Source organism: Streptomyces sp. NPDC021012, assembly GCF_044333355.1.
Taxonomy (GTDB): Bacteria; Actinomycetota; Actinomycetes; order Streptomycetales; family Streptomycetaceae; genus Streptomyces.
In genome coordinates this window covers 109,050-134,847 of record NZ_JBIRQU010000006.1, presented here as the reverse complement: position 1 = coordinate 134,847, position 25,798 = coordinate 109,050, and the positions used below count along the sequence as shown (strand labels likewise).

At 72.4% G+C, this 25,798-nt stretch carries 23 protein-coding genes; 14 read left to right on the top strand and 9 right to left on the bottom strand.

All coding sequences use genetic code 11. From position 1 onward, the window contains the following. Positions 1-28: 28 nt before the first annotated feature. Complete coding sequence (locus ACH4TP_RS21030) at positions 29-2,170, bottom strand: FG-GAP repeat domain-containing protein (protein WP_398438775.1); 2,142 nt, start codon at positions 2,168-2,170, stop codon at positions 29-31. 109 nt (positions 2,171-2,279) lie between these two features. On the opposite strand from ACH4TP_RS21030, the gene ACH4TP_RS21025 reads away from it, so the two are divergent. Next, complete coding sequence (locus ACH4TP_RS21025) at positions 2,280-2,777, top strand: GNAT family N-acetyltransferase (RefSeq protein ID WP_398438774.1); 498 nt, start codon at positions 2,280-2,282, stop codon at positions 2,775-2,777. On the opposite strand, the gene ACH4TP_RS21020 is transcribed toward ACH4TP_RS21025, so the two are convergent. Beyond that, the gene (locus tag ACH4TP_RS21020) at positions 2,774-6,073 is read right to left on the bottom strand and encodes a S41 family peptidase (RefSeq protein ID WP_398188126.1); all 3,300 of its coding nucleotides are present in this window, start codon (positions 6,071-6,073) and stop codon (positions 2,774-2,776) included. The genes ACH4TP_RS21025 and ACH4TP_RS21020 overlap by 4 nt on opposite strands. Positions 6,074-6,245: 172 nt before the next feature. Here ACH4TP_RS21020 and ACH4TP_RS21015 point away from each other — a divergent pair, with 172 nt between their 5' ends. Together ACH4TP_RS21015 and ACH4TP_RS21010 are read left to right on the top strand one after the other, a co-directional pair. Further along, a complete protein-coding gene (locus ACH4TP_RS21015; protein ID WP_398438773.1) occupies positions 6,246-6,818 on the top strand; it encodes a TetR/AcrR family transcriptional regulator in 573 nt (190 codons plus the stop codon). Positions 6,819-6,935: 117 nt separating this feature from the next. Beyond that, the gene (locus tag ACH4TP_RS21010; RefSeq protein ID WP_398188120.1) at positions 6,936-9,101 is read left to right on the top strand and encodes an MMPL family transporter; all 2,166 of its coding nucleotides are present in this window, start codon (positions 6,936-6,938) and stop codon (positions 9,099-9,101) included. A gap of 25 nt (positions 9,102-9,126) precedes the next feature. Here ACH4TP_RS21010 and ACH4TP_RS21005 read toward each other — a convergent pair whose 3' ends face one another. Beyond that, positions 9,127-9,486: an SsgA family sporulation/cell division regulator gene (locus ACH4TP_RS21005; RefSeq protein WP_389227694.1), complete on the bottom strand. Its 360-nt coding sequence runs from the start codon at positions 9,484-9,486 to the stop codon at positions 9,127-9,129. A 226-nt stretch (positions 9,487-9,712) separates the two neighbouring features. Between ACH4TP_RS21005 and ACH4TP_RS21000 the strand changes: the two genes are divergently transcribed. The 6 genes from ACH4TP_RS21000 to ACH4TP_RS20975 all read left to right on the top strand — a co-directional run bounded on the left by ACH4TP_RS21000 (position 9,713) and on the right by ACH4TP_RS20975 (position 14,743). Beyond that, the gene (locus ACH4TP_RS21000; protein ID WP_398188117.1) at positions 9,713-10,738 is read left to right on the top strand and encodes an energy-coupling factor ABC transporter permease; all 1,026 of its coding nucleotides are present in this window, start codon (positions 9,713-9,715) and stop codon (positions 10,736-10,738) included. A 1-nt stretch (position 10,739) separates the two neighbouring features. Next, a complete protein-coding gene (cbiQ, locus tag ACH4TP_RS20995) occupies positions 10,740-11,501 on the top strand; it encodes a cobalt ECF transporter T component CbiQ (RefSeq protein ID WP_389227700.1) in 762 nt (253 codons plus the stop codon). Continuing rightward, positions 11,498-12,241 (top strand): energy-coupling factor ABC transporter ATP-binding protein, encoded by a 744-nt coding sequence (locus ACH4TP_RS20990; protein WP_389227703.1) that lies wholly within the window; start codon positions 11,498-11,500, stop codon positions 12,239-12,241. The genes cbiQ and ACH4TP_RS20990 overlap by 4 nt, the downstream gene beginning before the upstream one ends. Positions 12,242-12,402: 161 nt before the next feature. Further along, positions 12,403-12,906, top strand: coding sequence for a hypothetical protein (locus ACH4TP_RS20985; RefSeq protein WP_398188108.1), 504 nt, complete (start codon positions 12,403-12,405; stop codon positions 12,904-12,906). 92 nt (positions 12,907-12,998) lie between these two features. After that, positions 12,999-14,168, top strand: coding sequence for a serine hydrolase domain-containing protein (locus tag ACH4TP_RS20980; protein WP_398188454.1), 1,170 nt, complete (start codon positions 12,999-13,001; stop codon positions 14,166-14,168). Between the two features lie 65 nt (positions 14,169-14,233). Then, on the top strand, positions 14,234-14,743 hold the full coding sequence (locus ACH4TP_RS20975) for a YbaK/EbsC family protein (RefSeq protein WP_398438772.1): 510 nt from the start codon (positions 14,234-14,236) through the stop codon (positions 14,741-14,743). A gap of 8 nt (positions 14,744-14,751) precedes the next feature. Here ACH4TP_RS20975 and ACH4TP_RS20970 read toward each other — a convergent pair whose 3' ends face one another. Continuing rightward, a complete protein-coding gene (locus tag ACH4TP_RS20970) occupies positions 14,752-15,369 on the bottom strand; it encodes a LysE family translocator (protein WP_389227711.1) in 618 nt (205 codons plus the stop codon). Between the two features lie 143 nt (positions 15,370-15,512). Between ACH4TP_RS20970 and ACH4TP_RS20965 the strand changes: the two genes are divergently transcribed. After that, complete coding sequence (locus tag ACH4TP_RS20965; protein ID WP_398438771.1) at positions 15,513-16,295, top strand: SDR family NAD(P)-dependent oxidoreductase; 783 nt, start codon at positions 15,513-15,515, stop codon at positions 16,293-16,295. A 96-nt stretch (positions 16,296-16,391) separates the two neighbouring features. Beyond that, positions 16,392-17,264, top strand: a complete 873-nt coding sequence (locus ACH4TP_RS20960) for a GyrI-like domain-containing protein (protein WP_398438770.1) — start codon at positions 16,392-16,394, stop codon at positions 17,262-17,264. A gap of 172 nt (positions 17,265-17,436) precedes the next feature. Here the strand turns inward: ACH4TP_RS20960 and ACH4TP_RS20955 are convergent, their stop codons facing one another. The 3 genes from ACH4TP_RS20955 to ACH4TP_RS20945 form a co-directional block, all read right to left on the bottom strand. After that, positions 17,437-18,288, bottom strand: coding sequence for an EamA family transporter (locus ACH4TP_RS20955; protein WP_398438769.1), 852 nt, complete (start codon positions 18,286-18,288; stop codon positions 17,437-17,439). Next, positions 18,285-18,785, bottom strand: coding sequence for a YbaK/EbsC family protein (locus tag ACH4TP_RS20950; protein ID WP_398188093.1), 501 nt, complete (start codon positions 18,783-18,785; stop codon positions 18,285-18,287). The genes ACH4TP_RS20955 and ACH4TP_RS20950 overlap by 4 nt, the downstream gene beginning before the upstream one ends. A gap of 157 nt (positions 18,786-18,942) precedes the next feature. Next, entirely contained in the window at positions 18,943-20,586 is a 1,644-nt protein-coding gene (locus ACH4TP_RS20945) for a penicillin-binding transpeptidase domain-containing protein (protein WP_398438768.1), read from the bottom strand. Positions 20,587-20,868: 282 nt separating this feature from the next. On the opposite strand from ACH4TP_RS20945, the gene ACH4TP_RS20940 reads away from it, so the two are divergent. Then, positions 20,869-20,991 carry a hypothetical protein gene (locus tag ACH4TP_RS20940; protein WP_398188087.1) on the top strand — a complete coding sequence of 41 codons (123 nt, stop codon included), beginning with the start codon at positions 20,869-20,871 and terminating at the stop codon, positions 20,989-20,991. 415 nt (positions 20,992-21,406) lie between these two features. On the opposite strand, the gene ACH4TP_RS20935 is transcribed toward ACH4TP_RS20940, so the two are convergent. Beyond that, positions 21,407-22,330: a serine hydrolase gene (locus ACH4TP_RS20935; protein ID WP_389227732.1), complete on the bottom strand. Its 924-nt coding sequence runs from the start codon at positions 22,328-22,330 to the stop codon at positions 21,407-21,409. A gap of 194 nt (positions 22,331-22,524) precedes the next feature. After that, entirely contained in the window at positions 22,525-24,273 is a 1,749-nt protein-coding gene (locus tag ACH4TP_RS20930) for a dolichyl-phosphate-mannose--protein mannosyltransferase (RefSeq protein ID WP_398188081.1), read from the bottom strand. Positions 24,274-24,325: 52 nt separating this feature from the next. Between ACH4TP_RS20930 and rsmI the strand changes: the two genes are divergently transcribed. Together rsmI and ACH4TP_RS20920 are read left to right on the top strand one after the other, a co-directional pair. Next, the gene (gene rsmI / locus ACH4TP_RS20925; RefSeq protein WP_398188078.1) at positions 24,326-25,213 is read left to right on the top strand and encodes a 16S rRNA (cytidine(1402)-2'-O)-methyltransferase; all 888 of its coding nucleotides are present in this window, start codon (positions 24,326-24,328) and stop codon (positions 25,211-25,213) included. 138 nt (positions 25,214-25,351) lie between these two features. Continuing rightward, positions 25,352-25,771: a hypothetical protein gene (locus ACH4TP_RS20920; protein ID WP_389227740.1), complete on the top strand. Its 420-nt coding sequence runs from the start codon at positions 25,352-25,354 to the stop codon at positions 25,769-25,771. The last annotated feature ends 27 nt before the right edge of the window (positions 25,772-25,798 follow it).

Below are 25,798 nucleotides of genomic sequence, written 5' to 3'. Positions count from 1 at the left end.
TGCGCCTTCGCGCGTGTCCGGACGGGGGTCAGGCGACGCTGTTGTACGGGCCTCCGCCGAAGGTCAGGCTCGCGGACTGCGGGGGGAGCAGGGGGGCGCGCCAGTCGCCGGTGCCGCGGTAGAGGTACTGGCCCGTCGCGCCGAAGCCGATCACGTCGGGGCGGCCGTCCCGGTCGGCGTCGCCGACGCCGACGATCTGGCTGTACGCGTTCCACCCGGCGCCGACCTTCGTACGGGCGGCGAAGGTGCCGTCGCCCTTGCCGAGGTAGAGCCAGAGGACGCCGGCCTTGTCGCGGGCGAGGAGGTCGCCGGCCGGTCCGCCGGCGATGTTGCCGGTGGCGGTGAGCTGGTTGTAGACGCCCCAGCCGAAGCCGATCTTCTTGCGGGTGGCGAAGGGAGCGGTGGCGCTGCCCGTGCCCTTGTAGAGGTAGAGGTCGCCCGCCTTGTCGGTGGCGACGAGGTCCGCGCGGCCGTCGCCGGTGAGGTCGCCGCCGCCCGCGAGCTCGTTGTAGACCTGCCAGCCGCCGCCGATCTTCGTACGGGTGCCGAGGCCGCCGCGTCCGTCGCCCTGGTACAGCCACAGCACTCCGGCCGTGTCCCGGGCGACGAGGTCGCCGACGGTGGAGCCCGCGAGGTCTCCCGTGGCCTCGATCCGGTCGTAGATCTGCCAGCCCGTGCCGATCCGCGCGTGCGGGTCGGCCTGGAGCCTGGTGCCGTAGGAGGTGTCGGCCCGCCACAGGCGTCCGGCTCCGTCGCGGAGGAGGACGTCGGGGGCGCCGTTGTCGTCGAAGTCGTGCGGCTTGGGCGTGCGGGTCACGGTGAACGAGCCGGTCGCCTTCGCGGTCGGGCCGATGCCGTTGAGCGGACGGGCGGTCAGCTCCCAGGTGTAGGCGCCGTTGTACTCGCCCTGCCACGTGAAGGCCGTGGTCCGCCGGCCCGTCGTGTAGTCGTTGAACATCTCGGCCTCACCGGTCCGGGTGTGCCGCAGGGTCAGGTTGACCTCGGCGTTCGGCCGGGACAGGTTCCAGGTGAACTTCGCCTTGCCGCCGTTCTGGTCGAGGTCGACCAGGGCGGGGACGTCGTTGCCCGTGACCTGCAGCTCGGTGGGCTCGCCGGTGGTCGCCTCCAGGGTGACGACCGGGGTCTCGTCCCCGACCGCCGTGATCCTGTACATGCCCTCGCCTCGGTCCAGGCTGCCGCCCCGCACGTGCAGGCTGCCGTCGCCGGCCGCGGCGGCCGAGGTCAGGTGGTCGAGGAGCTTCACCGACTCCTTGGTGACCGGGTTGTACGCGGTGAGGGCGAACAGCGGGCTCGGGGCCCCGGCGGTGGAGGCGCCCGGGTCTCCGTACACCACCCAGCCGCCGACGAGGTCGACCCGGAGGCTGCCGGGCGCGTCCACGACCGGGACCTCCTGGACGGTGTCCGTGGCGCGGTCCAGGAGGAAGAGCGCGGGGATCTCGCCGCGGACGCCGGTGCCGACGGTGTACGCGACGTGCGTCGCGGAGACGGCGCCGATCGTGGCGCCCGCCGGGAGTTCGTGGATCTCGTCGACCGTGTCGGTGGCGAGATCGAGCAGACCCCACTTCTTCACGCCGCCCACGGTGAACCGGACCAGGGCGTCGTCGGGGGTGCCGGGCGAGACCTCGATCGAGGTCGCCCCGTCCGGCAGACCGGCGACGGGCACGGTGCCGCCCGCTTTGGTGTGCTTGCGCAGGTCCGGGCCGACGGTGGTGAACACGGCGTCGGCGGCCGAGCCGACGTACTCGGGGGAGCCGGTCAGCGGGTCGAGGGGGACGTCGAGGACCGACATGGTCGTCAGGTCCCGGACCGTGACCTGGTAGTGCCCCTCGAAGACCAGGTAGTCGTTGGTCCGCGTCGAGTTGAGGTAGGTGCGGGCGCCGTAGCCGGTCCCGGTGTCCTCCCCGTACCAGGCGAAGCGCCTCGTGGTGCTGCCCGCGGTCTGGGTGAGGAAGCCCTTCACCCCGGCGCCGACCAGGACGGAGTCCTTGGGGAAGGCGAACGGGGCCGCGGCGGTGTCCGCCGTGACGGCCGCCGGGGCCGACGGGGCGGCGGTCGCGGGCACGGTCAGTGCGCCCGCACCGAGGGTCACGGCGAGAACGGTGGTGACGGCGGCGACGAGGCGCCGGCGGTTCGAGCGGGCGTGGGGCACGGTCGTTCCCTTCCAGAGCGCGGGCGCACTGCGCGCCACACCCGGTCAGACGTGCGACCGCCTGAAAAGTTGTACGCCCCCGGTGGGCGATTTTCGTACGGTGGCGGGCATGGCCGTACTTGAGCGACTCCGACCCGACCACGCACCCGCCCTGCTCGCCTTCGAGCGGGAGAACCGGGGGTACTTCGCCGCGCGCGTGCCCGACCGGGGGGACGCCTACTTCGAGGAGTTCGACGCCCGGCACCGGGAGCTGATCGAGGCGCAGGAGGCGGGCGAGATCCACTTCCACGTGCTGGTCGCCGAGGGCGGGGAGATCCTCGGGCGGATCAACCTCGTCGACGTGGACGCGGCGGCGGGCAGCGCCGAGCTCGGCTACCGGCTGGCCGAGAAGGCCACCGGGCGGGGGCTCGCGACGCGGGGGGTGCGGGAGGTGTGCCGGCTGGCCGTGGAGGAGTACGGGCTCAGCCGGCTGACCGCCGTCGTGTCCCTGGGCAACGGCGCGTCGAGCGCCGTGCTCGCCCGGGCCGGGTTCGGCGCCGTGGGCGGCGTGACGCTCGACGACGGGGAGCCGGCCACCGCGTACGAGCTGGACCTCGGCGCCGTCTAGGGGGCTCTCGGGGGCAGTTTCGGGCGGGAGCGGTCCGGGAGGGACTCGTAGCCCGGGGGGCTCGCGGCGGGGGTCTCGTCGAGGAGGGCGAGGGCGAGGACCACCGCGTCGTCGAGCTGGGCGTGCCGCCCCTCGGCCCAGTCGAGGGGGGTGCGCAGGACCGCGAGGTCGGGTTCGACGCCGTGGTTCTCCAGGGACCAGCCGTACTCGGGGAACCAGGCCGCGTTCATCGGGACGGTGATCTGGGTGCCGTCGCCGAGCCGGTGGCGGCCGGTCATCCCGACGACCCCGCCCCAGGTGCGCTGTCCGACGACCGGGCCGAGGCCGAGGAGCTTGAAGGCGGCGGTGATCATGTCGCCGTCGGAGGAGGTGGCCTCGTCGGCGAGGGCGACGACGGGGCCGCGCGGGGCGTTGGAGGCGTAACTGACGGGCTGGGCGTCCCTCGTGAGGTCCCAGCCGAGGATCCGGCGGGTCAGTTTCTCTATGACGAGCTCGCTGATGTTGCCGCCCGCGTTGCCGCGCACGTCGACGATGAGGGCCGGGCGGGAGACCTCCCAGCGCAGGTCGCGGTTGAACTGGGCCCAGCCGGAGCCGCCCATGTCGGGGATGTGGAGGTAGCCGCAGCGGCCGCCGCTGAGCTCCCTCACCACCGCACGCCGTTTGGCGACCCAGTCGTGGTAGCGCAGGGGCCGTTCGTCGATGAGCGGGACGACGGCGACGCGACGGGCGCGGCCCTCGCCCTCGGCGGGGGTGAAGGTGAGCTCGACGGTGGTGCCGCCGGTGCCGGAGAGCAGCGGGTACGGGCCGGTGACCGGGTCGACGGGCCGGCCGTCGACGTGGGTGAGGACGGCGCCCTCGCGGATGCCGGTGCCGGCGAGCGGGGAGCGGGCCTTGGAGTCGGAGGACTCGCCGGGGAGGATGCGTTTGACCGTCCAACCGGCTTCCCGGGGCACGAGGTTGGCGCCGAGCAGGCCCATCGGCCGCTGGTAGTGCGGCGGTCCCTCGTTGCGGCGGGCGGGGGTGACGTACGCGTGCGAGGTGCCGAGCTCGCCCATCACCTCGCGGAGCAGGTCGGCGAACTCGTCGGGGGACGCGACCCGTTCGACGAGCGGCCGGTACTGGTCGAGGACGGCCGTCCAGTCGACCCCGCCCATGCCGGGCTCCCAGAAGTAGGCGCGTACGATCCGCCCGGCCTCGTCGAAGGCCTGCCGCCACTCGGCGCCCGGGTCGATCTCGTGGAGGATGCGCCGCAGGTCCAGGTAGACGGTGGAGTCGCCGTCCCCGGACTCGGTGGCGGGCACGGCCCGCAGTTCACCGTCCTCGGCGACGACGAGCCGGGTGCCGTCGCCGCTGACCGCGAACCAGTCGAGGTCCTTGGCGAGTTCGGTCCTGCGGGCCTTGGTGATGGTGAAGTGCTCCAGGGTGGGCTTGCCGGAGGTGTCGGCCGGGTTGGCGAAGGTCTCGCCGAGCGCGCCCGAGATGGGCCAGCGCAGCCAGACGAGGCCGCCGCCGCTGACCGGGTGCAGCGCCGAGTACTTGGAGGCGGCGACCGGGAAGGGCGTGACCCGGTCGGGGAGCCCCTCGATCTCGACGGTGACGGTGCCGTCGGCGTTCTCGGTGTCGTCGTCGGCGGGGTCGAGGCCGCCGGCCGCCGGGCGCCCGTCGGGGAGCAGCGCGAAGGGGGAGGGCGTGGCGGAGGAGAGCGGGACGAGGTAGGGGCGGCAGCCGAGCGGGAAGGACAGGTCGCCGGTGTGCACGTCGTACACGGGGTCGAAGCCGCGCCAGGAGAGGAAGGCGAGGTAGCGGCCGTCGCGGGTGAAGACGGGGTTCTCGTCCTCGAAGCGGCCGTTGGTGACGTCGATGACGGTGCGGGCGCCGGGTCCGGAGATCCGGGCCATCTTGATGGAGCGCAGGGAGCGGCCGATGCCCGGGTGGGACCAGGTCAGCCAGTCGCCGTCGGGGGAGAAGGCGAGGTCGCGGACGGGCCCGTTGACGGACCGGATCAGCTCGGTGACCTCGCCGTTGGAGTCCTCGGTGGCGTCCAGGAGGAGGAGCCGGCCGTCGTGGGAGGCGATCGCGAGCCGCTCGCCGTCCGGGTCGGAGACCATCTCCTCGACCCGGCCGAGGCCGCCGGAGGCGAGCCTGCGGGGCGGCCGGTCGCCGCTGGCGCGCGGCAGGTAGGCGACCTCGACGGCGTCCTCGCCCTCGGCGTCGGTGACGTACGCGACCTGGCCGCCGCTGCCGAGCATCTCGGGGAGCCGGACCCGGACGCCGGGGGTGTCGATGATGGTGCGGGCGGGGCCGTCGCGGTGCGTCAGCCAGTACAGGCTGCCGCGTACGGAGACGGCGGAGGCCCGGCCGGTCTCGTCGACGGAGACCGCGTCGACGTGGTGGGCGGCGGGCACCTGGTAGGGGCGGCGGCCGACGCGCTGCCCGCCGAGCCGCACCTCCAGCTTGCGGGGGCGGGAGTCGGCGGTGAGGGCGTCGACGATCCACAGGTCGCCCGCGCACTGGTAGACGACCCGGCGGCCGTCGCTGGAGGCGTGCCGGGCGTAGAACTCGTCGTGGTCGGTGTGGCGGCGCAGGTCGGTGCCGTCGGGCAGGCAGGAGTAGAGGTTGCCGACGCCCTCGTGGTCGGAGAGGAAGGCGATCCGGCCGCCGACGGTCATGGGGGCGTCGAGGTGGCCGCCGAGGTCGGGAAGCAGCCGCTCCCCGTGGAGCCAGAGGCGGCCGGTGGCGCCGCCCAGGTAGCGTTTCCAGGCCGCCGGTTCGTGCGGGGGCTTGCCGGTGAGGAGGAGGCTTCGGCGCTCGCCGCCGTTCCCGGTGATCGCGGTGTCGTCGGTGACGGCGATGTCCGAGACCGGGCCCCAGGGCAGCCGGAGGCCGGGGGAGCCGTCGGTGGGGACGGTGTAGGCCCAGGAGTAGTACGAGAAGGGCTGCCCGTGCGAGGAGACGGCGAGGATGTCGGAGCGGCCGTCCTTGTCGGGGGGCGTCCAGCCGCAGACCCGGGTGTCGGTGGAGCCCCAGTAGGTGAGCCGCCGGGCGGAGCCGCCGTCGATGGGCACGAGGTGGATCTCGGGGTCGAGGCTGCGCCAGTTCGTGTACGCGATGTGCCGCCCGTCCGGCGAGAAGCGCGGGTGGCCGACCCGCGTCCGGTCGACGGTGAGGCGCCAGGCCCGGCCGGGGCGGTGGCCCTCGGGGACGAGCGGGGCGATCCACAGGTCGTCCTCGGCGGCGAAGCACAGCAGGTCGTCGTGGAGGTGCGGGAAACGGAGATACGCGACGTCGTCACTCACCTGTTCATGCTTTCCGCGCGGAGGGGGTGAGGCAACTCGTACGTGTATGCGGGCGTCCTTGTGAACGCGCGCACGATGTGGGCCAGGACACGTACGAAACGGTTTCGTTTCGCTGATGTCGGGGGTATCTTGGTACTGTACGAAACCGTTTCGTTCGGATCGGAGACCGGCCATGGCACGCAGCAGACTCACTCCCGAGCGGGAGTCCGAGCTGTACGCGGCCGTGCTCGAACTCCTCCGCGAGGTCGGCTACGACGCCCTCACCATGGACGCCGTCGCCGCCCGCACCCGCTCCAGCAAGGCCACCCTCTACCGCCAGTGGGGGAGCAAGCCGGAGCTGGTCGCCCGGGCGCTGCGCTCGAACAAGCCGGTCGACATCACCCAGATCGACACCGGCTCGCTGCGGGGCGACATCCAGGAGATGCTCGCCCACACCGACGACTGCCAGATGGACAAGGACGCCGCGCTGATGCGGGGCCTCGCCCATGCCGTCCACACCAACCCCGAACTGCACCGGGCACTGCGCGAGCTGCTCATCGAACCCGAGATGAACGGCCTCGACGAGGTGCTGCAGCGAGCGGTCCGCAGGGGCGAGATCGAGGCCGGCAACCCGGCGCTCAAGCTCGTCCCGCACATGCTGATCGGTGCGTTCATCGCCCGGCCGCTGATCGAGGACCAGCCGGTCGACCGCGCCTTCCTCAGCGCCTACTTCGACGCCGTGGTGCTCCCCTCACTCGGCGTCTGATCCACCTGAAGCTCCTGAAGTTCCTGAAGCACCACCTCTCCACCTGACGACGAACCGCTCACGCCGTCGGGCCGGCTCCCCATGTCCTGTCCCGCCCCACAATGGGAGTACGCCCCCGTGGCCACGTTCCTCTACAAGCTGGGCCGCGCCGCCTTCCGGCGCCGACGGCTCGTCGCCCTCCTCTGGGTGGCGCTCCTCGCGGTCGCCGGCGTCGGCGCCGCCACCGCGCCCACCGCCACCTCCAGCTCCTTCTCGATCCCCGGCACCGAGGCCCAGCGCGCCTTCGACCTGCTCGAAGAGCGCTTCCCGGGCGCCGGGGCCGACGGGGCCACCGCCCGCGTCGTCTTCAAGGCCCCCGAGGGCCAGAAGGTGACCGACCCGGCGCACAAGGCCGTCGTCGAGGAGACCGTCTCCGCGCTCAAGTCCGGCTCGGACCAGATCGTCCAGGTCGTCGACCCGTACACCGCGCACGCCGTCTCGCAGAACGGCTCCACCGCCTACGTCTCGGTCTCCTACAAGGTCAACGCCATGGAGCTGACCGACGAGACCCGCGAGGCGCTCAAGCAGGCCGGCCAGAACGCGCAGGGCAAGGGCCTGACCGTCGAGGTCGGCGGCGACGCCCTCCAGACCATGCCCGAGCAGGGCGCGAGCGAGGCCATCGGCATCGTTCTCGCGGGCATCGTGCTCGTCATCACCTTCGGCTCGCTCGTCGCGGCCGGGCTCCCGCTGCTCACCGCGGTCATCGGCGTCGGCATCGGCGTCTCGACGATCACCGCGCTCGCGAACGTCCTGGACCTCGGCACCACCACCTCCACGCTCGCGTCGATGATCGGCCTCGCCGTCGGCATCGACTACGCCCTCTTCATCGTCTCCCGCTACCGCGCGGAGCTCGCCGAGGGCCGCGCGAAGGAGGAGGCCGCGGGCCGGGCCGTCGGCACCGCCGGATCCGCCGTCGTCTTCGCCGGACTCACCGTCGTCATCGCCCTGGTCGGCCTGGCCGTCGTCAACATCCCGATGCTGACGAAGATGGGCTTCGCCGCCGCCGGCACGGTCGTGATCGCGGTCCTCATCGCGCTCACCCTCATCCCGGCCCTGCTCGGCTTCGCCGGCGACAAGGTCGTCAGCCGCAAGGTGCGCAAGGGCACCGCCAAGACGAGCGACAAGCCCAACGGCGGCACCCGCTGGGCCCGCTTCGTCATCCGCCGCCCGCTGATGGTGCTGATCGTCGGCGTCCTCGGCCTCGGCGCGATCGCCGTGCCCGCCGCCTCCCTGGAGATGGGCCTCCCGGACGACGGCGTGAAGTCGACCGCCACCTCCGAGCGCCGGGCGTACGACCTGCTGTCCGACGGCTTCGGCCCCGGCTTCAACGGCCCGCTGCTCGTCGTCGTGGACGGCGACAAGGCCGCCGCCGACAGGACGGTCTCCACGATCAAGGGCCTCGACGGCTGGGCGGCGGTCACCCCGGCGACCCCGAACAAGGCCGGCGACGCCGCGATGATCACCGTGATCCCGAAGGACCGGCCGTCCTCGACCGAGACCGAGGACCTGGTCCACGACATCCGCGGCGCCACGGGCGACAACGTCCTCGTCACCGGCGCCACCGCGATGAACATCGACTTCTCGCAGAAGATGAACGACGCGCTCGTGCCGTACCTGGCGCTCGTCGTCGGCCTCGCCTTCGTGCTCCTGACCCTGGTCTTCCGCTCGGTCCTCGTCCCGCTGAAGGCGGCCCTCGGCTTCCTGCTCTCGGTGGTCGCGGCCCTCGGCGCGGTCGTCGCGGTCTTCCAGTGGGGCTGGCTCGGCAGCCTCTTCGGGGTCGAGCAGACCGGCCCGATCATGTCGATGATGCCGATCTTCATGGTGGGCGTCGTCTTCGGCCTCGCGATGGACTACGAGGTCTTCCTCGTCACCCGGATGCGCGAGGCGTACGTGCACGGCGAGCGTCCCGGCGAGGCGATCGTGACCGGCTTCCGGCACAGCGCCCGGGTGGTCACCGCCGCCGCGGTGATCATGATCGCGGTCTTCTCCGGCTTCATCGGCATGGACGAGCAGATGGTCAAGATGATCGGCTTCGGCCTCGCCGCCGCCGTCCTCTTCGACGCCTTCGTGGTCCGCATGGCGATCGTCCCGGCCGTCCTGGCGCTCCTCGGCCACAAGGCCTGGTGGCTGCCGAAGTGGCTCGACCGGATCCTGCCCAACGTGGACGTGGAGGGCGAGAGCCTCGCGCAGTCCACGGGTGGGCCCGGCACCGGCGCCGCGAAGCCGGACCTCGTGAAGGTCTGACCCCCGGCCCGGTCCCCGTACGCCGTCAGCGCGTCGTCATCGACGTACTGGCGGCGTACGTGTGCTTCAGGAAGCGGAGCAGGGCCGTGGTGTCGAACTGGACGACCGTGACCCCGTCGTCCGTGTGGTGCTCGACGACCGTCTGGACGCGGCCGCAGGGCCAGACCCCGATGTCGCCGCGGCGGGTCGGGGCGCGCAGGCCGGTCTCCAGGAGGGCGCGCGGGAAGGACCACTCGACGGCGCCGGGGAAGCCGAAGCGGACCGTGGCCGGGGAGGCCCCGGGGTCGTAACGGAGGGATACCGGGACGGGGCGGGAGAGCGGGGCGTCGCTGATGATCCGCCCCTTGGCATGGTCGTCGACTCGGTGGTCGTGCGCGCCGTCCATCGGAGGCTCCTCACGTTTTGTCCTCTTATCGACTAATGGTTCCACTCCTTCCCGGTGGGGGCGCGTCACATGCGCGGACGGCGGAGAGTGTGCGCGGGGTCACGTGTGAGGGCGGGGGTGCGGGGGCGGCTGGTGTGCGGACGGCGGGTGTGCGCGGGCGCGCGCCCCTGTTCTGTGACTGATGCGCTCTTGCAAGCTCTTCGCAGGAGCGCTCTATCATTCCGAGGTGCATGTACCTGACGGATTCATCAACGCCCCCGTGTCGGCCGCCGCCGGTGTCGTCGCCGCCGGCGCCGTCGCCGCGGGCCTGCGCGGGGCCCGGCGCGAGCTGAACGAGCGGACCGCGCCCCTCGCGGGCCTCGTCGCGGCCTTCATCTTCGCCGTCCAGATGCTGAACTTCCCGGTCGCCGCCGGGACCAGCGGACACCTCCTCGGCGGAGCGCTCGCCGCGATCCTCGTCGGGCCCTGGACCGGCGTCCTGTGCATCGCCGTCGTCCTGCTCATGCAGGGCATCCTCTTCGCCGACGGCGGCCTCACCGCCCTCGGCGTGAACATCACGGTCATGGGCGTCGTCACCGTCGTCGTGTCCTACGCGGTCTTCCGCGGCCTCGTCCTCCTCCTGCCGCGCACCCGCCGCTCGGTGACCGCGGCCTCCTTCGCCGCCGCGCTCGTCTCCGTACCGGCCGCCGCCACCGTCTTCACGGCCATCTACGCGATCGGCGGCACCACCGACGTCCCCGTCTCCAAGGTCCTCACGGCCATGGTCGGCGTCCACGTCCTCATCGGCGTCGGCGAGGCCGTCATCACCATGCTGACCGTCGGCGCCGTCATCGCCGTCCGCCCCGACCTCGTGTACGGCGCCCGCGGCCTGACCGCGCCGCTCAAGCTCCGCGTCGACGGCGAACTGATCGACGCGACTCCTTCCGCGACGCCCGTCGCGAAGGCCTCCCCGAAGAAGCTGTGGATCGGCGGCGTGGTCACCGCCCTCGTCCTCGCCGGCTTCGTCTCCTTCTACGCCTCCGCCAGCCCCGACGGCCTGGAGAAGGTCGCCGCCGACCAGGGCATCGACAAGAACGTCGAGAAGCACGCCGCCGCCGACTCCCCGCTCGCCGACTACGGCGTCAAGGGCATCGAGGCCCCCCGCCTCTCCGGCGGCCTCGCCGGCGTCATCGGCGTCGGCGCGACCCTGGCCGTCGGCACCGGCGCCTTCTGGGTCGTCCGCCGCCGCAAGACCGCCCCCCAGGAGGCCTGAGATGGGAGCGGGGCACGCCCACAAGCTCTACCGGCACGCGCACTCCCCGGTCCACGAGCTGCCCCCGCACACCAAGCTCGCCGCCGTCCTCGGCTTCGTCGTGGTCGTCGTCTCGACGCCCCGCGAGGCCGTCTGGGCCTTCGCCCTGTACGCGGTCCTGCTCGGCGTCGTCGCCGCGCGGGCCCGCGTCCCGGCCGGCTTCCTGCTGCGAAGGCTCCTCATCGAGATCCCGTTCGTCGCCTTCGCGCTGCTCATGCCCTTCGTCGTCCCCGGCGAGCAGACGGAGGTCCTCGGGATCTCGCTGAGCGTCCCCGGCCTGTGGGGCGCCTGGAACGTCCTCGCCAAGGGCACCCTCGGCGTCGCCGCCTCCGTGCTCCTCGCCTCCACCACCGAACTGCGCGCCCTGGTCCTCGGCCTCCAGCGGCTCAAACTGCCGCCGCTGCTCGTCCAGATCGCCTCGTTCATGATCCGGTACGGCGACGTCATCACCGACGAGATGCGCCGCATGTCCGTCGCCCGCCGCTCCCGGGGCTTCGAGGCGAAGGGCGTCCGCCACTGGGGCGTCCTCGCCAAGTCCGCGGGCGCGCTCTTCATCCGCTCGTACGAGCGCGGCGAACGCGTCCACCTCGCCATGGTCAGCCGCGGCTACGGCGGCACCATGCCGGTCATCGACGAGGTCACCGCCACCCGCGCCCAGTGGGCGTACGCCGCCGCCCTCCCCCTCACCGCACTCCTGATCTGCCTCCTGGGATGGACCCTATGACCGCCCCCTCGCTGGAAGTCTCCGGCCTCGCGTACGCCTACCCCGACGGCCACCAGGCCCTCTTCGGCGTGAACCTGACCGTCGGGCGCGGCGAGCGGGTCGCCCTCCTCGGCCCCAACGGCGCCGGCAAGACCACCCTCGTCCTCCACCTCAACGGCATCCTCACCGGCGGCGCGGGCACCGTCACCGTCGCCGGGCTCCCGGTCGGCAAGAAGCACATGGCCGAGATCCGGCGGAAGGTCGGCATCGTCTTCCAGGACCCCGACGACCAGCTGTTCATGCCGACCGTCCGCGAGGACGTGGCCTTCGGCCCGGCGGCGGCGGGCGTCCGGGGCGCCGAACTCGAAGCCGTCGTGCGGAAGGCCCTGGAGAAGGTCGGGATGGCGGAGTTCGCCGACCGCCCCCCGCACCACCTCTCCTTCGGGCAGCGCCGCCGGGTCGCCGTCGCCACCGTCCTCGCCATGGAGCCGGAGATCCTCGTCCTCGACGAGCCCTCCTCCAACCTGGACCCGGCCTCGCGCCGCGAGCTCGCCGACATCCTCCGCGGCCTCGACGTCACCGTCCTGATGGTCACCCACGACCTGCCGTACGCCCTGGAGCTCTGCCCGCGCTCGGTCATCCTCAGCGAGGGCGTGATCGTGGAGGACGGCCCGACCGCTGCGATCCTCTCGGACGAGGAGACGATGGCCCGGCACCGCCTGGAGCTGCCGTTCGGCTTCGTACCGAGCTCCGTGGCGTGAGCCGGGGGCCCCACGGTTTTTGGTCCGACCGGCTGGACATGCCAGCGGGTCGTGCCGGGGTGCTCCGGGCGGGGCCGGAGCCGGGGCTATGAAGGGAATCGAACGGAATCGGATGAGAGTTCGCCATCCGGTCATTCCCGAACACCAACCCCAGGAGTCGCATGATGCGCCCCATCAGAGCGGCCTGCCTCGGCACGGCCACCGCCCTCGTCACCCTCCTCGCCTGCGCCCCCGTCGCGGGCGCCGCCTCCCCCCACGCCGGGGGCAAGGCCCGGACCCTCACGCTCCTGGCCGAGCTGCAGCAGCTGACCCGCTTCCCCGTCACCCCCGGCACCGTCTCGCAGGGCGACCGGGTCGTCGTCCGGTCGGTCCTCAAGGACGAGGGCGGCAACGTGGTCGGCGAGACCAACGGCACCTGCACCACCACCCGGGGCGGGGACCCTGCGGTGGTCGAGGAAGCGGAGCAGTGCATCACGACCTACACCCTCCCGGACGGCCAGCTCACCGTGCAGGGGATGTACTACGACTACATCTCCCAGGGCCCCTTCGACAACGCGATCACCGGCGGCACCGGGGCGTACGACAAGGCCCGCGGCACGGTCCACTCCGACACGATCGCCACGACCCCCACGCTCGTGAGGCGCTTCACGATCCACCTCGTCTGACGGACCCCGACGTCCGCCTGACCCCGGAATCAGGCCTTCTTCCCCCGCGTTGCACCATGGGAGTCGGTCGTACGAGAGAGAGCGTGGGTCAGGTGGACGTCCAGGGCACGGTGGCGGCGGGCTGGGAGCCGGTCAGGGACGCGTTCCTGCGCAACTTCGAGGAGCGGGGCGAGCGCGGCGCGGCCGTCGCCGTCCACCGCGACGGCGAGAAGGTCGTCGACCTGTGGGCGGGCACGAAGGACGCCGACGGCACGGACCCCTGGACGGCGGACACCGCCCAGGTCGTCCGCTCCGCCACCAAGGGCGTCTCCGCCGCCGTCCCCCTGCTCCTGCACCAGCGCGGACTGCTCGACCTGGACGCCCCCGTCGCCTCGTACTGGCCCGAGTTCAAGGCCCACGGCAAGGACCGGGTGACCGTACGGCAGCTCCTCGCGCACCGGGCGGGCGTCCCCGTCCTCGACGTCCCGCTCACCCTCGCCGAGGCGGTCGACCTGGACACCGCCACGCGTGCGATAGCCGCCCAGGCCCCCGCCTGGGAGCCCGGCACCGCCCACGGCTACCACGCCCACACCTTCAGCTGGCTGCTCTCCGGCCTGGTCCACCGGGTCACCGGCCGCACCATCGGCCGGTGGGCCGCCGAGGAGATCACCGGACCCCTCGGCCTCGACCTGTGGATAGGCCTGCCCGGGACCGAGGCCCACCGGGTCGGCCGGCTCGGCCCCGTCGAGGAGATCGACCCGCCGGGCAGCGGCGCGCTCAGGCTCCGCCCCAAGCGCACGGTCTCCGAGGCGTACCAGGACCCGCGGTCGCTCACCCGGCGCGCCTTCGGCGTCATCGAGCCCGCCCCCGACGAGAACGACCCCGTCTACCGGGCGGCCGAACTGCCCGGCTCGGCGGGCGTCGCCACCGCCCGCTCGCTCTCCCGCTTCTACGCCGCCACCCTCGGCCCCGTCGAGGGCGCCGAGCGCCTCTTCGCCCCGGCGACCCTCACCCTGGCCCGCACGGAGGAGTCGGCGGGCCCCGACCAGGTCCTCCTCGTCGGCACCCGCTTCGGCCTCGGCCACATGCTGCACGGCCCGGCCTCCCCGCTCCTCGGCCCCTCCTCCTTCGGCCACCCCGGCCGCGGCGGCTCCCTCGGCTTCGCCGACCCGGACGCGGGCATCGCCTTCGGCTACGTCACCAACGGCATGCGGAAGACGGTCACGGCCGACCCCCGCGCCCAGGCCCTGGTCCGCGCGGTGCGGTCGGTGACGGCGGCCTGAGGCCGTTCCCGGCGAGTAGGGTCGAGGGGCCGGAGACGTACCAAGTCCCAAGGGGAGCAAGGCGAATGGAATCCACGCACGACGCGCACGCCACCTACGCCACGTACGAGAAGCTGCTCGCCCTGCTCGACGAGCGCGGCGCGGCCCACCGGGTGATCGAGCACGCCCCCGAGGGCGCCACCGAGGCGGTCAGCGCGCTGCGCGGCCACGAGCCGGCGCAGGCGGCCAAGTGCATCATCGCGATGGTGAAGATCGGCAAGAAGGAGAAGCGCTTCGCGCTCGTCGTCGTACCGGGAGACAAGCGCGTCGACCTCAACGCGGTGAAGGCCCTGTACGGCGGCACGTACGCCTCCTTCGCCTCCCCGGAGACCGCGGAGGAGCTCGCGGGTTCGCCGAGCGGCACCATCCTGCCGTTCTCCTTCGACGAGCGCCTCGAACTGATCGTGGACCCCGACCTGTTGGCCAACGAGGAGTTCTACTTCAACGCGGCACGGCTCGACCGCTCGATCGCCCTGTCCGCGAAGGACTACGAGTCGATCGCCGAGCCGCGCGTCGAACGCGTGTCGGTCGCCTGAGGGGCGGCTCAGGCGACGGCCGGCGTGAGCGCGAGCACCATCCCGAGCCCGACGAGCACCGACCCGATGACCTTGTTGAGCACGGCCTGCCTCCGCAACAGCCGCGCGCGCAGGCCCTGCTGGGAGAAGAGGACCGCGGCGATGCCGAACCACACCAGATGCGCGAGCGACATGAACAGGCCGTAGCCGACCTGCTGGAGGACGGGGGTGTCGGCGCTGACGACCTGGGTGTAGGTGCTCAGCACGAAGAGCATGGTCTTCGGGTTGAGGGCGTTCGTCAGGAACCCGGTGCGCAGCGCCCCCGCCTTCGAAAGACCGGCGTCGTCCGAGAGGTCGATGTCCGCCTGGGACCTGGCGACGAAGGTCTTGTACCCGATGTACACCAGGTACGCGGCGCCGATCAGCTTCATCGCGGTGAACAGCATCGGCGAACGCGACACCAGGAGGCCCACGCCCAGCATGGTGTACGTGACGTGGACGAGGACGCCCGCCGCGATCCCGACGGCCGCGAGGACGCCCGCCGTCCGCCCGTACAGATAGCTGTTGCGGACGGTCATGGCGAAGTCCGCGCCGGGGCTGATGACAGCCAGAACCGTGATGACCGCGACGGCGATCAGCTGACCCATGCTCCCGTTCCCCCCACATCCGTACCGCTCCTCGCACGGGAGCGGACCCGTGACGCTAGTCGACCACCGGCCCGTCGCGCGAGGCCGAGGTGACGGACTCGCGCGCCCTGGCGTGACCGGTGCGCCGGTGCTGTGATCGCCCCATGGATCTCAGGGAACGCTTCGGCGGATACGCGGTACTGGTCACCGGCGCGGCGCGCGGCATCGGCGCGGCCACCGCCCGGCGGCTCACGGCGGAGGGCGCGCGGGTCCTCGTCACCGACATCGACGAGGAGGCGGCCCGTCGCACGGCCGGGGAGCTCCCCGGGGCGGAGGCGGCGCGCTGCGACGTCGGCGACCAGGAATCGGTCGACGCGGCGGTGGCGCACGCGGTACGGGCGTTCGGCCGCCTCGACGTCCTCGTCAACAACGCCCTCGCCCCCGTCGCCGCCGACCGGGACCGCTTCGAGGACGAGCCCGACGCCCACTGGACCGGCCAGCTCGACGTCACCCTCATGGGTGCCGTCCGCTGCTCCCGGGCCGCCCTGCCGCACCTCGCGGCGGCCGGCGGGCGCGGGGCGATCGTCACGATCGGCTCGGTCAACGCGGAGGCGGACTTCGGCAACCACGCCTACAGCGCCGCCAAGGCGGGCCTGGCCTCCCTCACCCGCACCCTGGCCGGCGACGCGGCCCCGCGCGGGGTCCGCGTCAACCAGATCAACCCGGGCACGATCGCGACGACGGCCTGGGCGGGCAAGGAGAAGCAACTGGAGGCCCTGGCCACCCGCGTCTACCCCCTGGGCCGCGTCGGCACCCCGGAGGACGTGGCCGCGGCGGTCGCCTTCCTGGCCTCCACGGACGCCTCCTGGATCACGGGCACGACCCTCCGCGTGGACGGCGGACTCCTCGCGGTGAACACGCACTTCGCGGAGGTTCTGAACGACTGAAGGCCCTTGCGGACCCGACCGGAGCGGGCACGGATCGTCGGGTCCGGAAGGCATGCTCCTCCCTAACGTCGGTGATCGAAAGGGAAGGAGACCGGGTTGCTGGATCGTCTGAACCAGGCCATGGAGCACATAGAGGACCGTCTCGACGAGCCCGTCGACGTCTCCGAACTGGCCCGGATCACGGTCACGTCGGAGTACCACTTCCGGCGGCTGTTCTCGTCGCTGGCGGGGATGCCGCTCTCGGAGTACGTACGGCGCCGCCGGCTCACCGTCGCGGCGGCCGAAGTCCTCGCCGGGCAGCCGACCTTGCTGGAGATCGCGATCCGCTACGGCTACACCTCGGGCGAGGCCTTCGCCCGCGCGTTCCGCGCCGTGCACGGCGTCGGACCGGGCGAGGCCCGGCGCACCGGCGCGGCCCTGAACGCCCAGCCCCGGCTCTCCTTCCGCCTCACCGTCGAAGGGAACAGCACCATGCGCTACCGCATCGTGGAGAAGGACGCCTTCCGGGTCGTCGGCAAGAAGGCCCGCGTCCCCCTCATCTACCAGGGCGTCAACCCGCACATCGCCGAGCACATCCACAGCATCCCGCCGGAGACGATGCTCCGGATCGCCGCCCTGTCCGACCAGGACCCGGAAGGCGTGATCTCGGCGACGGTCCGCCTCTCGGACGGCTTCGAGGAGGGCAGCGAACTCGACTACTACCACGCGGTGGTGACGAGCGGCGCCGACCTCCCCGAAGACCTCGACGTCCTCGACTGCCCCGCCGGCACCTGGGCGGTCTTCGAGAACACCGGTCCCTTCCCCCAGGCCCTCCAGCAGATGTGGGGCGACGTCGCCGCCCAGTGGATCCCCTCCAACCCGTACGAGTACCGCCCCGGCCCGGAGATCCTCCGCACCCGCCCCTCCCGGACCGACCCGAACCACTCCGACGCCCAGCTGTGGTTCCCGGTGGCCCGTACGACGGTCTGATCCGTTCCGGGGCGGGCGACCCGCCGGCCCCGCAACGCGCGGGTCCCCCGGGCTCGTCGTCAAGAAACCAGGCTGAGACGGCGCCGACGGCGGCTGGGGCCTTCCCCTGGTCGACACCCTCGCCGCGAAGTGGGGCGTCGGCGGCCGACACCGTCGGCGCCGCCGCCCGTGCTCACCCCGCCCGCAGCATCAGCCCGATCCCCACCACCATCAGGCCCGCCGCAGCGACTCTCGGGGCGCCGAAGCGTTCCTTGAAGAAGAGGGCGCCGATGGCGGCGCCGACGATGATGGAGGACTCGCGGAGGGCGGCGATGGGGGCGAGGGGGGCCTTGGTCTGGGCCCACAGGACGAGGGCGTACGCGGCGACGGAGAGGGCTGCGCCGAGGAGGCCGCGGGTCGCGTACGGGCGGAGTTGGGGGAGGAGGGCCGTGCGGCGGGTCCACAGGGCGTAGGCCGGGATGACCAGGCCCTCCAGGATCATCAGCCAGCCGATGTAGCCGAGGGGGGTGCCGGAGGCGCGGACGCCGACGCCGTCGACGACCGTGTAGAGGGCTATGGACAGGCCCGTGGCGCCGGCGGCGAGGAGGGCGGGCCAGTGGGGGCGGGTTTCGCCGCCGCGGATGCCCCAGAGGGCCAGGCCCGTCAGGCCCGCGCAGGCCACGGCGACGCCGAGGAGCTGCCAGCCGCCCGGGACCTCGTGGACGAAGACGGCGGCGAGGAGGGTGACGATGAGGGGGGCGGTGCCGCGGGCGATGGGGTACATCTGGCCGAAGTCGCCGAGCGTGAACGAGCGCATCAGCAGGGCGTAGTAGGCGACGTGCAGCAGGGCGGAGGCGATCAGGTACGGCCACGCCCCCGCCGCCGGCAGGGGCGCGAAGCAGGCCACGGCCGCGCCGATCAGCGCCCCGCCGCCGGATATCAGCGTGAAGGAGAGGAGCTGGTCCCTGACGCTCTTCGCCATCGCGTTCCAGCTCGCATGCGTGACCGCGGCGAGGAGGACCGCGAGGGTGACGAGCGGGGTCACGCGGACGGCTCGCGGACGTCCACGAGCGTGCCTCCGGCGTGGGTGACCAGCGTCTTGGGGTCCAGGGCGAACACCGTGTGGGGGTTGCCCGCCGCCGCCCACACCACGGCGTGGTCGAGGATGCCCCGGTCGGCGAGGACCCGGGTCCGGGTGCGGTGGCCGAACGGCGGCACGCCCCCGATCGCGTACCCGGTCGTCTCCCGGACCACCTTCGCGTCCGCCCGGGTCACCTTCTCCGCGCCCAGCTCCTCCCGTACCCGCTCGACGTCCACCCGCGAGGCGCCGTCCATCAGGACGAGCACCGGCACCCCGTCGGCCGCGAAGACCAGCGACTTCACGATCTCGGCGACCTGGCAGCCGATGGCCTCGGCGGCCTGCTGGGCGGTGCGGGTCTCGTCCGGGAAGCGGCGGATCTCGACGTCGAGCCCCAACTCCCGGAGGGCGGCGGCGAACTGGGGGTGGGCGGGGGAGGCGGTGTCCGCGTCGTCAGTCGTCATGCCCGCACGCTAGCGGTCGGTGTACGGGGCACGCGACCGGGTTCCGGCGTGCGGTCACGCGACCGGGTTCCGGAGCGTGGCACGGGGATCGGGTTCCGGAGCGGGCAGGCGGGCCGGGTTCCGGAGCGTGGTCACGCGACCGGGTCCCGGCGCGTGGTCACCCCGCCCTGAGGACCCGCGCCACCACCGGGCCCGCCGCGTCGCCGCCGTGCCCGCCCGACTGGACGACGGCCGCCGCCGCGAGGTCGCCCGAGTAGCCGGTGAACCAGCTGTTCGACCTGCCCTGGCCGTCGACCTCCGCAGAGCCGGTCTTGGCGCCCTTGGGGGAGGGGACCCCGGCCATCGCCCGGGTGGCGGTGCCGAGCCGGCTCGTCGCCGCTTCGTTCATCATCAGGCGCAGCCCCCTGGCGACCTCGCCGGGAAGCGGTTCGGCCTTGGCGAACTCGCGGTCGTCGAGGTCCTTCGCCACCAGGTACGGCTGGCGGAAGCCCCCGTTCTTCGCGGTCGCGGAGAGCGAGGCGACGTTCAGGGCGCTCATCGTGACCTTGCCCTGGCCGATGTACGAGGCGGCCGTCTCGCCTCCGGCCGACTCGGGCACGGAGCCGTCCCAGGCCCCGACGCCGATGTTCCACTCCTCGCCGATGCCGAACCAGCGGCGGGCGGTCGCGCCGAGGGCGGTGTCCGCGATGTCCTTGTGGTCGAGGGGGCCGATCGCCTTGATGAAGGCGGTGTTGCAGGAGCGGCTGAAGGCGTCGGTGAGGGTGCCGTTCTCGATGGAGAAGTTGTTCAGGTTGTGGAAGGTGACGCCCATCCAGGACACGCTGGGCGGGCATTCGACCCGGCTGCCCGGCGTGGCCAGGCCGTGCTCCATCATCATCGCCGCCGTGACGATCTTCATCGTCGAGCCGGGAGCCTGCTGCCCCTGGAGCGCGACGTTGAAGTCGGTGACCGGGTTGTTCGCGACCGCCCGTATCGCCCCCGTCGACGGCTCGACCGCGGCGACCGAGGCCTGTCCGAAGCCCTTGACCGCCTTCTCGGCCGCCGCCTGGACGCCGGCGTCGATGGTGGTCCTGAGGGTGCCCGGCTTCCCCTTCCGCAGGACGAGGAGGGGGGTGTCGGGGACGGTGTCGCTGCCGGAGTCGATCCAGGTCTCGACGCCGGCGGTGCCGTCGACCTTCGAGCCGTACCGCTTGCGGAGCTCGGCGAGGACCGGGCGGAGCGAGGGGTACTTCTCCGCGGTGAGCTCCACGCCGTCGTGGTCGACGGCCTTCACCTCGGCGGTCTTGGCGACGCCGGTCCGCAGGGTGCCGGCGGCGGTGAGCTTCGGGTGGAGGACGGACGGCTGCCACTTCACGAGCGGGCGGCCGGTGGTCTGGCCGCGGACCACGGTCAGTTCGGAGGCGTACGACCATTCCTTGGAGACGTCCTCGTACGAGATGGTCGCCCGTACGGTGAACGGCACCGTCGCCCCGACCGGCGTCCCCGGCGTGATGACCGCCTTCGAGACCTTCGCCTCCTCGCGGTACGCCGCGACCGCGGGCCCCGCCGTGACCGGGTCGTTCGTCAGCTGGGCCGCCCGCTCCGGCTCCCCGGCGGCCCAGGCGGCCAGGAAGTCCTTCGCGGTGGCCGAGACCTCCTCGGCGGTGACGGGTCCCGTCTTCGGCGCGGAGTCGGACTGGGACCCGACGGTCGAGTCGCCGCCCGTGATCCCGTTGTAGAGGTTGTAGCCCCCGTACCCGACGCCGCTCGCCACGACGGCGAACACGCCCCCGACGATCGCGACCTTGGCCCCACTGCGCATGACTGCGCCTCCCCTCCCCAGGTGGACCGACGAGTCAAGCAGCCCCGGCACGAGCGTGTCGAGCAACTGTCGCCATATCCGTCACTCCCGCCGCGCGGATACCAGAGGTGGCGCTTTCGAGGGGCGGGGCGTGGCGAACAGTGGCGAACGGCGGATCTTGTGCTGGATCGGGCCGGGGCGGCGGTAGGTTGCGAGAGTCCACTGCTTTCTCTCCACGAGCGCCTGCCAAGTGGCAGGCCCCAACGTGTCGTTGGGAGTTCGAGAGGGAGGAGTGCGGACCGGATGGAGAGGTCGGGGAAGAGGAGGTCGCGCCGCGGGGACCGGTCGTACGACTGGGTCGAACTGGTGGCGCTGGCCCTGACGGCGATCACTGCCATCGCGGGATGCGTCGAGCGCTTCATGTGACGCAGCAGGAGGGACTGGACGGCTGGTCGGGCTGGAGTGCGGGCCCGGCCGACGGATACCCGGCCGGGCCCACGCTGCCCCGCACACGGGCCTGGTTTCGGGCGGCAACCCGGAGCCAGGCCTTTCGTGTGTGAGGAGCCACGGCCCCGGGACGTGAGCCACGGAGCCGCCGCAGGACGAGGTAACCGCAGTTCATCGGCTTCATCAAGCGTCAGTCGTCGACCAATGGCGAAATGCGTTTCTGGTCACGGTTTGACCATGGCGCAAAAACCGTGGCGCTCCGTGGCGACGCCAGGGCGGAAAAAAGTAAAACCGCAGGTTGGGGTTTTGGAGAGGGTGGCGAATCCTGGCGTTTCGGGATCGGCTTCAACCCGCCCTCCGCTTCGACCCGCCCTCCCCACGTGCGGCCGGGCCGTCAGCCCTGGGGCACCGCCACGTACGCCTCCATGGGCGTGGCGGTCGGCGTGTAGCGGGTGGTGGTGGTCGTGGTCGGGACGAGGTCCCGGTGGATGACCTTGGCCACGGCCTGGATCGTGTTCACGCCGTAGGTCATCGTGCTGTTGCCGTCGGTGAGGACGGAGATGGTGTAGTCGTGGCCGCCGCCGTTGAACGTGCCGACGCTGTGGACGCGCCAGCCGCGCGTGGCGCGCTGCAGCCAGCCGTTCTTGACGTGCACGGCGACGGAGGAGGGCGCGCCGGCCGGGGTGCCCCAGCGCTGCGAGGTGATGACGCTCCCCATGAGCTTGAGGATGTAGGCGCGGGCGTTGTCGCTCAGGACGGTGTTCCTGGCGGTGATCAGCGAGAGCAGTCGCTGCTCGTCGGTGACGTTGATCTGGGTGAGCCCCCAGTAGCCGCCGGACCCCGGCACCGTCCGCGTCATGCCGGCGGCCGCCAGGAAGCCCTTCACCTTGGTGACGCCGAGCTGGTTCCACAGGGAGGTGGTGGCCGTGTTGTCGGACTTGGTGATCATGGCGGTGGCGAGGGTGGTCTCGCGCGAGGTCAGGTACCGGTTGGTCTTCTTGGCGTCCCAGAGGAGCGTGGCGAGGACGGTCACCTTCACGACGCTGGCCGAGTCGTAGGAGGTGGTGGCACGCAGGGTGCAGGTGGTGTTGGTGGTGCGGTCGCGCAGGCCGACGGCGACCGTACCGGTGCGGGTGGCGAGGGCGGCGGTGATGTCCCGCTGGAGCTTGGCGGCGAGCCCGGCCGTGTTGGACGTGCAGCTGACCTGCGGCGCGGTGGCGGCGGAAGCGGGCGTCGCGCCCGCGACGACGGGCACGAGCAGCCCGGCCGCGACCACGGCGGGAAGCGCGCGGGCGCGCAGGGATATGCGGTGAGTCATGTGGGGTCCCCCTGGAGACGGAACGAACACGCCTACGGCGTGCCGCTTTACATGACTCCTGAGCGTGCGGATGGTTGTACGAATCCGGCGAAGTCGGCGGGGCCGGCGAGGCCGGGGGAGGGGGGCCGGGGCGGCCGCCCGCAACGGCGGAGAGGGCGCGACCGCCGGTCGCGCCCTCTCGCCTCAATTCCCCACTAGACCCACGTGTCGAGCCACATCCGGTTTCTCCACTGGTCCAGCGGAATCGGCGTCCCGGTGTACAGGGGCCAGAAGTAGATGAAATTCCAGACGATGAGCAGGACCAGACATCCCGCCGCCACCGCGCCGAAAGTCCGGCGCCTTTCCGAGGAGCCGCGGGGGCCGATGACCGCGCCCAGCATCATGGCCACCGCCAGGCACAGGAAAGGCACGAAGACGACCGCGTAGAAAAGGAAGATGGTGCGTTCCTGGTAAAGGAACCAGGGGAGCCAGCCGGCGGCGATGCCGCAGGCGATCGCGCCCGCGCGCCAGTCGCGGCGGAAGGCCCAGCGCCACAGGACGTACAGGATCGCGAAGCACGCCGCCCACCACAGGAGCGGGGTGCCGAGGGCCAGGACCTCCTGGGCGCACTTCTCCTTCGCGGTGGCCGGGCAGCCGGCCGTGCCGGGGGCGGGGGACTCGTAGAAGTACGAGACGGGGCGGCCGAGGACGATCCAGGACCAGGGGTTCGACTGGTAGGTGTGCGGCGAGGTGAGGCCGACGTGGAAGGTGTACACCTCGGACTCGTAATGCCAGAGGCTGCGCAGCCAGTCCGGGAGCCAGCCCCAGGTGCCGCCGCCGACCGCCTTGTCGTGGTCCTCGGCCCAGTGCCGGAAGTAGCCCTTGTCGGTGACCAGCCAGCCGGTCCAGGTCGCCAGGTACGTGCCGATGGCCACCGGGACGACGGAGACGAACGCCGGGACCAGGTCCTTCCTGATCACCGCGGCGTACGGGCGGACCGCACCGGCCGTGCGGCGGCCGCCGACGTCCCACAGGACCGTCAGGAGACCGAAGGCGACCATCACGTACAGGCCGTTCCACTTGGTGGCCGCCGCGAGGCCGAGGGAGACGCCGGCCGCGAGGCGCCACGGCCGCCAGCCCAGGCGGAGGGTCTCCGCGATCTCCGCGTCCGGCCGCAGCACGCCCTCCTCGTCCTCGGGGAGGGCGGCCGCGAGCCGCGCCCGCGTCCGGTCCCGGTCCAGGACGAGACAGCCGAAGGCGGCGAGCACGAAGAACATCAGCACCTGGTCGAGCAGCGCGGTGCGGCTCATCACGAAGTGCAGTCCGTCGACGGCGAGGAGCAGGCCCGCCAGGCAGCCCAGGAACGTCGAGCGGAACAGGCGGCGGCCGATGCGGCACAGCATCAGCACCGACAGCGTGCCGAGCAGCGCCACCATGAAGCGCCAGCCGAAGGGCTCGAAGCCGAAGAGCTTCTCGCCGACGCCGATCACCCATTTGCCCATCGGCGGGTGCACGACATAGCCGGGGTCGGTCGGGATCAGGACCGAGCCGGGGTCGGTGAGGATCGTCTTGTCGATGTCCTTCGGCCAGGCCCCCTCGTACCCCTGGTTGATCAGGGCCCAGGCGTCCTTCGCGTAGTACGTCTCGTCGAATATCACCGCATGCGGCTTGCCCAGGTTCCAGAACCGCAGCAGGCCCGCGACCGCCGTGACCAGGAGCGGACCGCCCCAGGCCAGCAGCCGCCAGAGGCGCTCGGCGCCGCCGGGGCCGATGCCGAGCAGCGACCACGTCCGCTCGGAGGGCCGGGTGTACGGGGGGACGAGCCGCTCCCGCAGCCCGATCGGCTCCGCGGCCGGCGGCGCGTAGCCGAAGCGCCGCAGCCGCTGCTGCCAGGAAGAGGGCTCTGCCACGGGCGCCGCCACGGGGTGCTGGCCCTCCAGGGCCTCGGGTGCGGTACTGGTCACCGCGCCATCGTAGGGACTGCGCCTGTGCGCGTCGCCTGTCCGGGCTGGGAGGATGTCCCGTGTGACAGGAACGCTGGTACTCGCAGGGACCCCCATCGGCGACATCGCGGACGCCCCGCCCCGCCTCGCCGCCGAACTGGAGCGGGCCGACATCGTCGCCGCCGAGGACACCCGGCGGCTGCGCGGGCTGACCCGCGCGCTCGGCATCCACACCACGGGCCGGGTCGTCTCGTACTTCGAGGGCAACGAGTCCGCCCGTACGCCGGAACTCGTCGAGGCCCTGGCCGGCGGCGCGCGCGTGCTGCTGGTGACCGACGCGGGCATGCCGTCCGTCTCGGACCCCGGCTACCGGCTCGTCGCCGCCGCCGTCGAGCAGGACATCAAGGTGACGGCCGTCCCCGGCCCGTCCGCCGTGCTCACCGCGCTCGCCCTCTCCGGCCTCCCCGTGGACCGCTTCTGCTTCGAGGGCTTCCTGCCGAGGAAGGCCGGCGAGCGCCTCGGCCGCCTCCGGGAGGTCGCGGGCGAGCGCCGCACCCTCGTCTACTTCGAGGCCCCGCACCGCCTGGACGACACCCTCGCCGCGATGGCCGAGGTCTTCGGCGCCGACCGCCGGGCCGCCGTCTGCCGCGAGCTGACCAAGACGTACGAGGAGGTCAAGCGCGGCCCGCTCGGCGAGCTCGCGGACTGGGCCAAGGACGGCGTGCGCGGCGAGATCACCGTCGTCGTCGAGGGCGCCCCGGAGACCGGCCCCGCCGAGCTCGACGCGGAGGAGCTGGTGCGCAGGGTGCGGGTGCGCGAGGAGGCGGGCGAGCGCCGCAAGGAGGCCATCGCCGCCGTCGCGGCGGAGGCCGGACTTCCCAAGCGCGAGGTCTTCGATGCGGTGGTCGCGGCAAAGAATGCGGACGCGTCGGGCCCTGGAAACGGTAAAGGACTAATCTGAAAGGCAAAGCCGAACCCGGCGCCGGGACTCTTCGCAGGGCGCTTGGCAAGGGAACGCCAAAGAGCATTCCATGGTTCGTCCCCCGCTGATGCGCTCCGGCCGGAAAAGGCGTCCACTGATCAGTGGAGAGGAGCTGGCATGAGCGAGATCACCGGCACCGGCATATCCGTCGCCCATGAGGCGTACGCCTTCGCCTGCATGCGCTGTGGATACGGCTGGGAGCAGGCGTACGACATCGAGCACCACGTCGACGCAGCCGGCCAGGAATTCGTCGTCTACAAGGCCGACGGAGAGCGGGTACCGTCCCCGCTGTCCAGCCCCACCTGCATGAACTGCGGCGGCCACGTCGTCCGCATCATGCGCGCGGGGCAGGTGTCGTCGGTGCTCGACCTGATCGCCGCGACCGAGAAGCACCAGCAAGGGGCGCGGGCGACGAAGCCCGTCTCGCCGGCCGGACCCATCGGCCAGGAGTTGACAGAAGACGCCCCGGAGAAGCCGCCGGTGCCGCACCACTGGCACCTGTCGGACCTGCTCCACCCCTTCCGGCGTCACCAGTAGGCCACGCGCCGGCACTCGTGGCCCTCG

Coding starts and splice junctions, on each gene's coding strand:
- ACH4TP_RS21025 (WP_398438774.1), top strand. CDS start 2,280: ATGGCCGTACTTGAGCGACTCCGACCCGACCACGCACCCGCCCTGCTC.
- ACH4TP_RS21015 (WP_398438773.1), top strand. CDS start 6,246: ATGGCACGCAGCAGACTCACTCCCGAGCGGGAGTCCGAGCTGTACGCG.
- ACH4TP_RS21005 (WP_389227694.1), bottom strand. CDS start 9,486: ATGGACGGCGCGCACGACCACCGAGTCGACGACCATGCCAAGGGGCGG.
- cbiQ (WP_389227700.1), top strand. CDS start 10,740: ATGGGAGCGGGGCACGCCCACAAGCTCTACCGGCACGCGCACTCCCCG.
- ACH4TP_RS20990 (WP_389227703.1), top strand. CDS start 11,498: ATGACCGCCCCCTCGCTGGAAGTCTCCGGCCTCGCGTACGCCTACCCC.
- ACH4TP_RS20985 (WP_398188108.1), top strand. CDS start 12,403: ATGATGCGCCCCATCAGAGCGGCCTGCCTCGGCACGGCCACCGCCCTC.
- ACH4TP_RS20975 (WP_398438772.1), top strand. CDS start 14,234: ATGGAATCCACGCACGACGCGCACGCCACCTACGCCACGTACGAGAAG.
- ACH4TP_RS20970 (WP_389227711.1), bottom strand. CDS start 15,369: ATGGGTCAGCTGATCGCCGTCGCGGTCATCACGGTTCTGGCTGTCATC.
- ACH4TP_RS20965 (WP_398438771.1), top strand. CDS start 15,513: ATGGATCTCAGGGAACGCTTCGGCGGATACGCGGTACTGGTCACCGGC.
- ACH4TP_RS20950 (WP_398188093.1), bottom strand. CDS start 18,785: ATGACGACTGACGACGCGGACACCGCCTCCCCCGCCCACCCCCAGTTC.
- ACH4TP_RS20945 (WP_398438768.1), bottom strand. CDS start 20,586: ATGCGCAGTGGGGCCAAGGTCGCGATCGTCGGGGGCGTGTTCGCCGTC.
- ACH4TP_RS20940 (WP_398188087.1), top strand. CDS start 20,869: ATGGAGAGGTCGGGGAAGAGGAGGTCGCGCCGCGGGGACCGGTCGTAC.
- ACH4TP_RS20935 (WP_389227732.1), bottom strand. CDS start 22,330: ATGACTCACCGCATATCCCTGCGCGCCCGCGCGCTTCCCGCCGTGGTC.
- rsmI (WP_398188078.1), top strand. CDS start 24,326: ATGTCCCGTGTGACAGGAACGCTGGTACTCGCAGGGACCCCCATCGGC.
- ACH4TP_RS20920 (WP_389227740.1), top strand. CDS start 25,352: ATGAGCGAGATCACCGGCACCGGCATATCCGTCGCCCATGAGGCGTAC.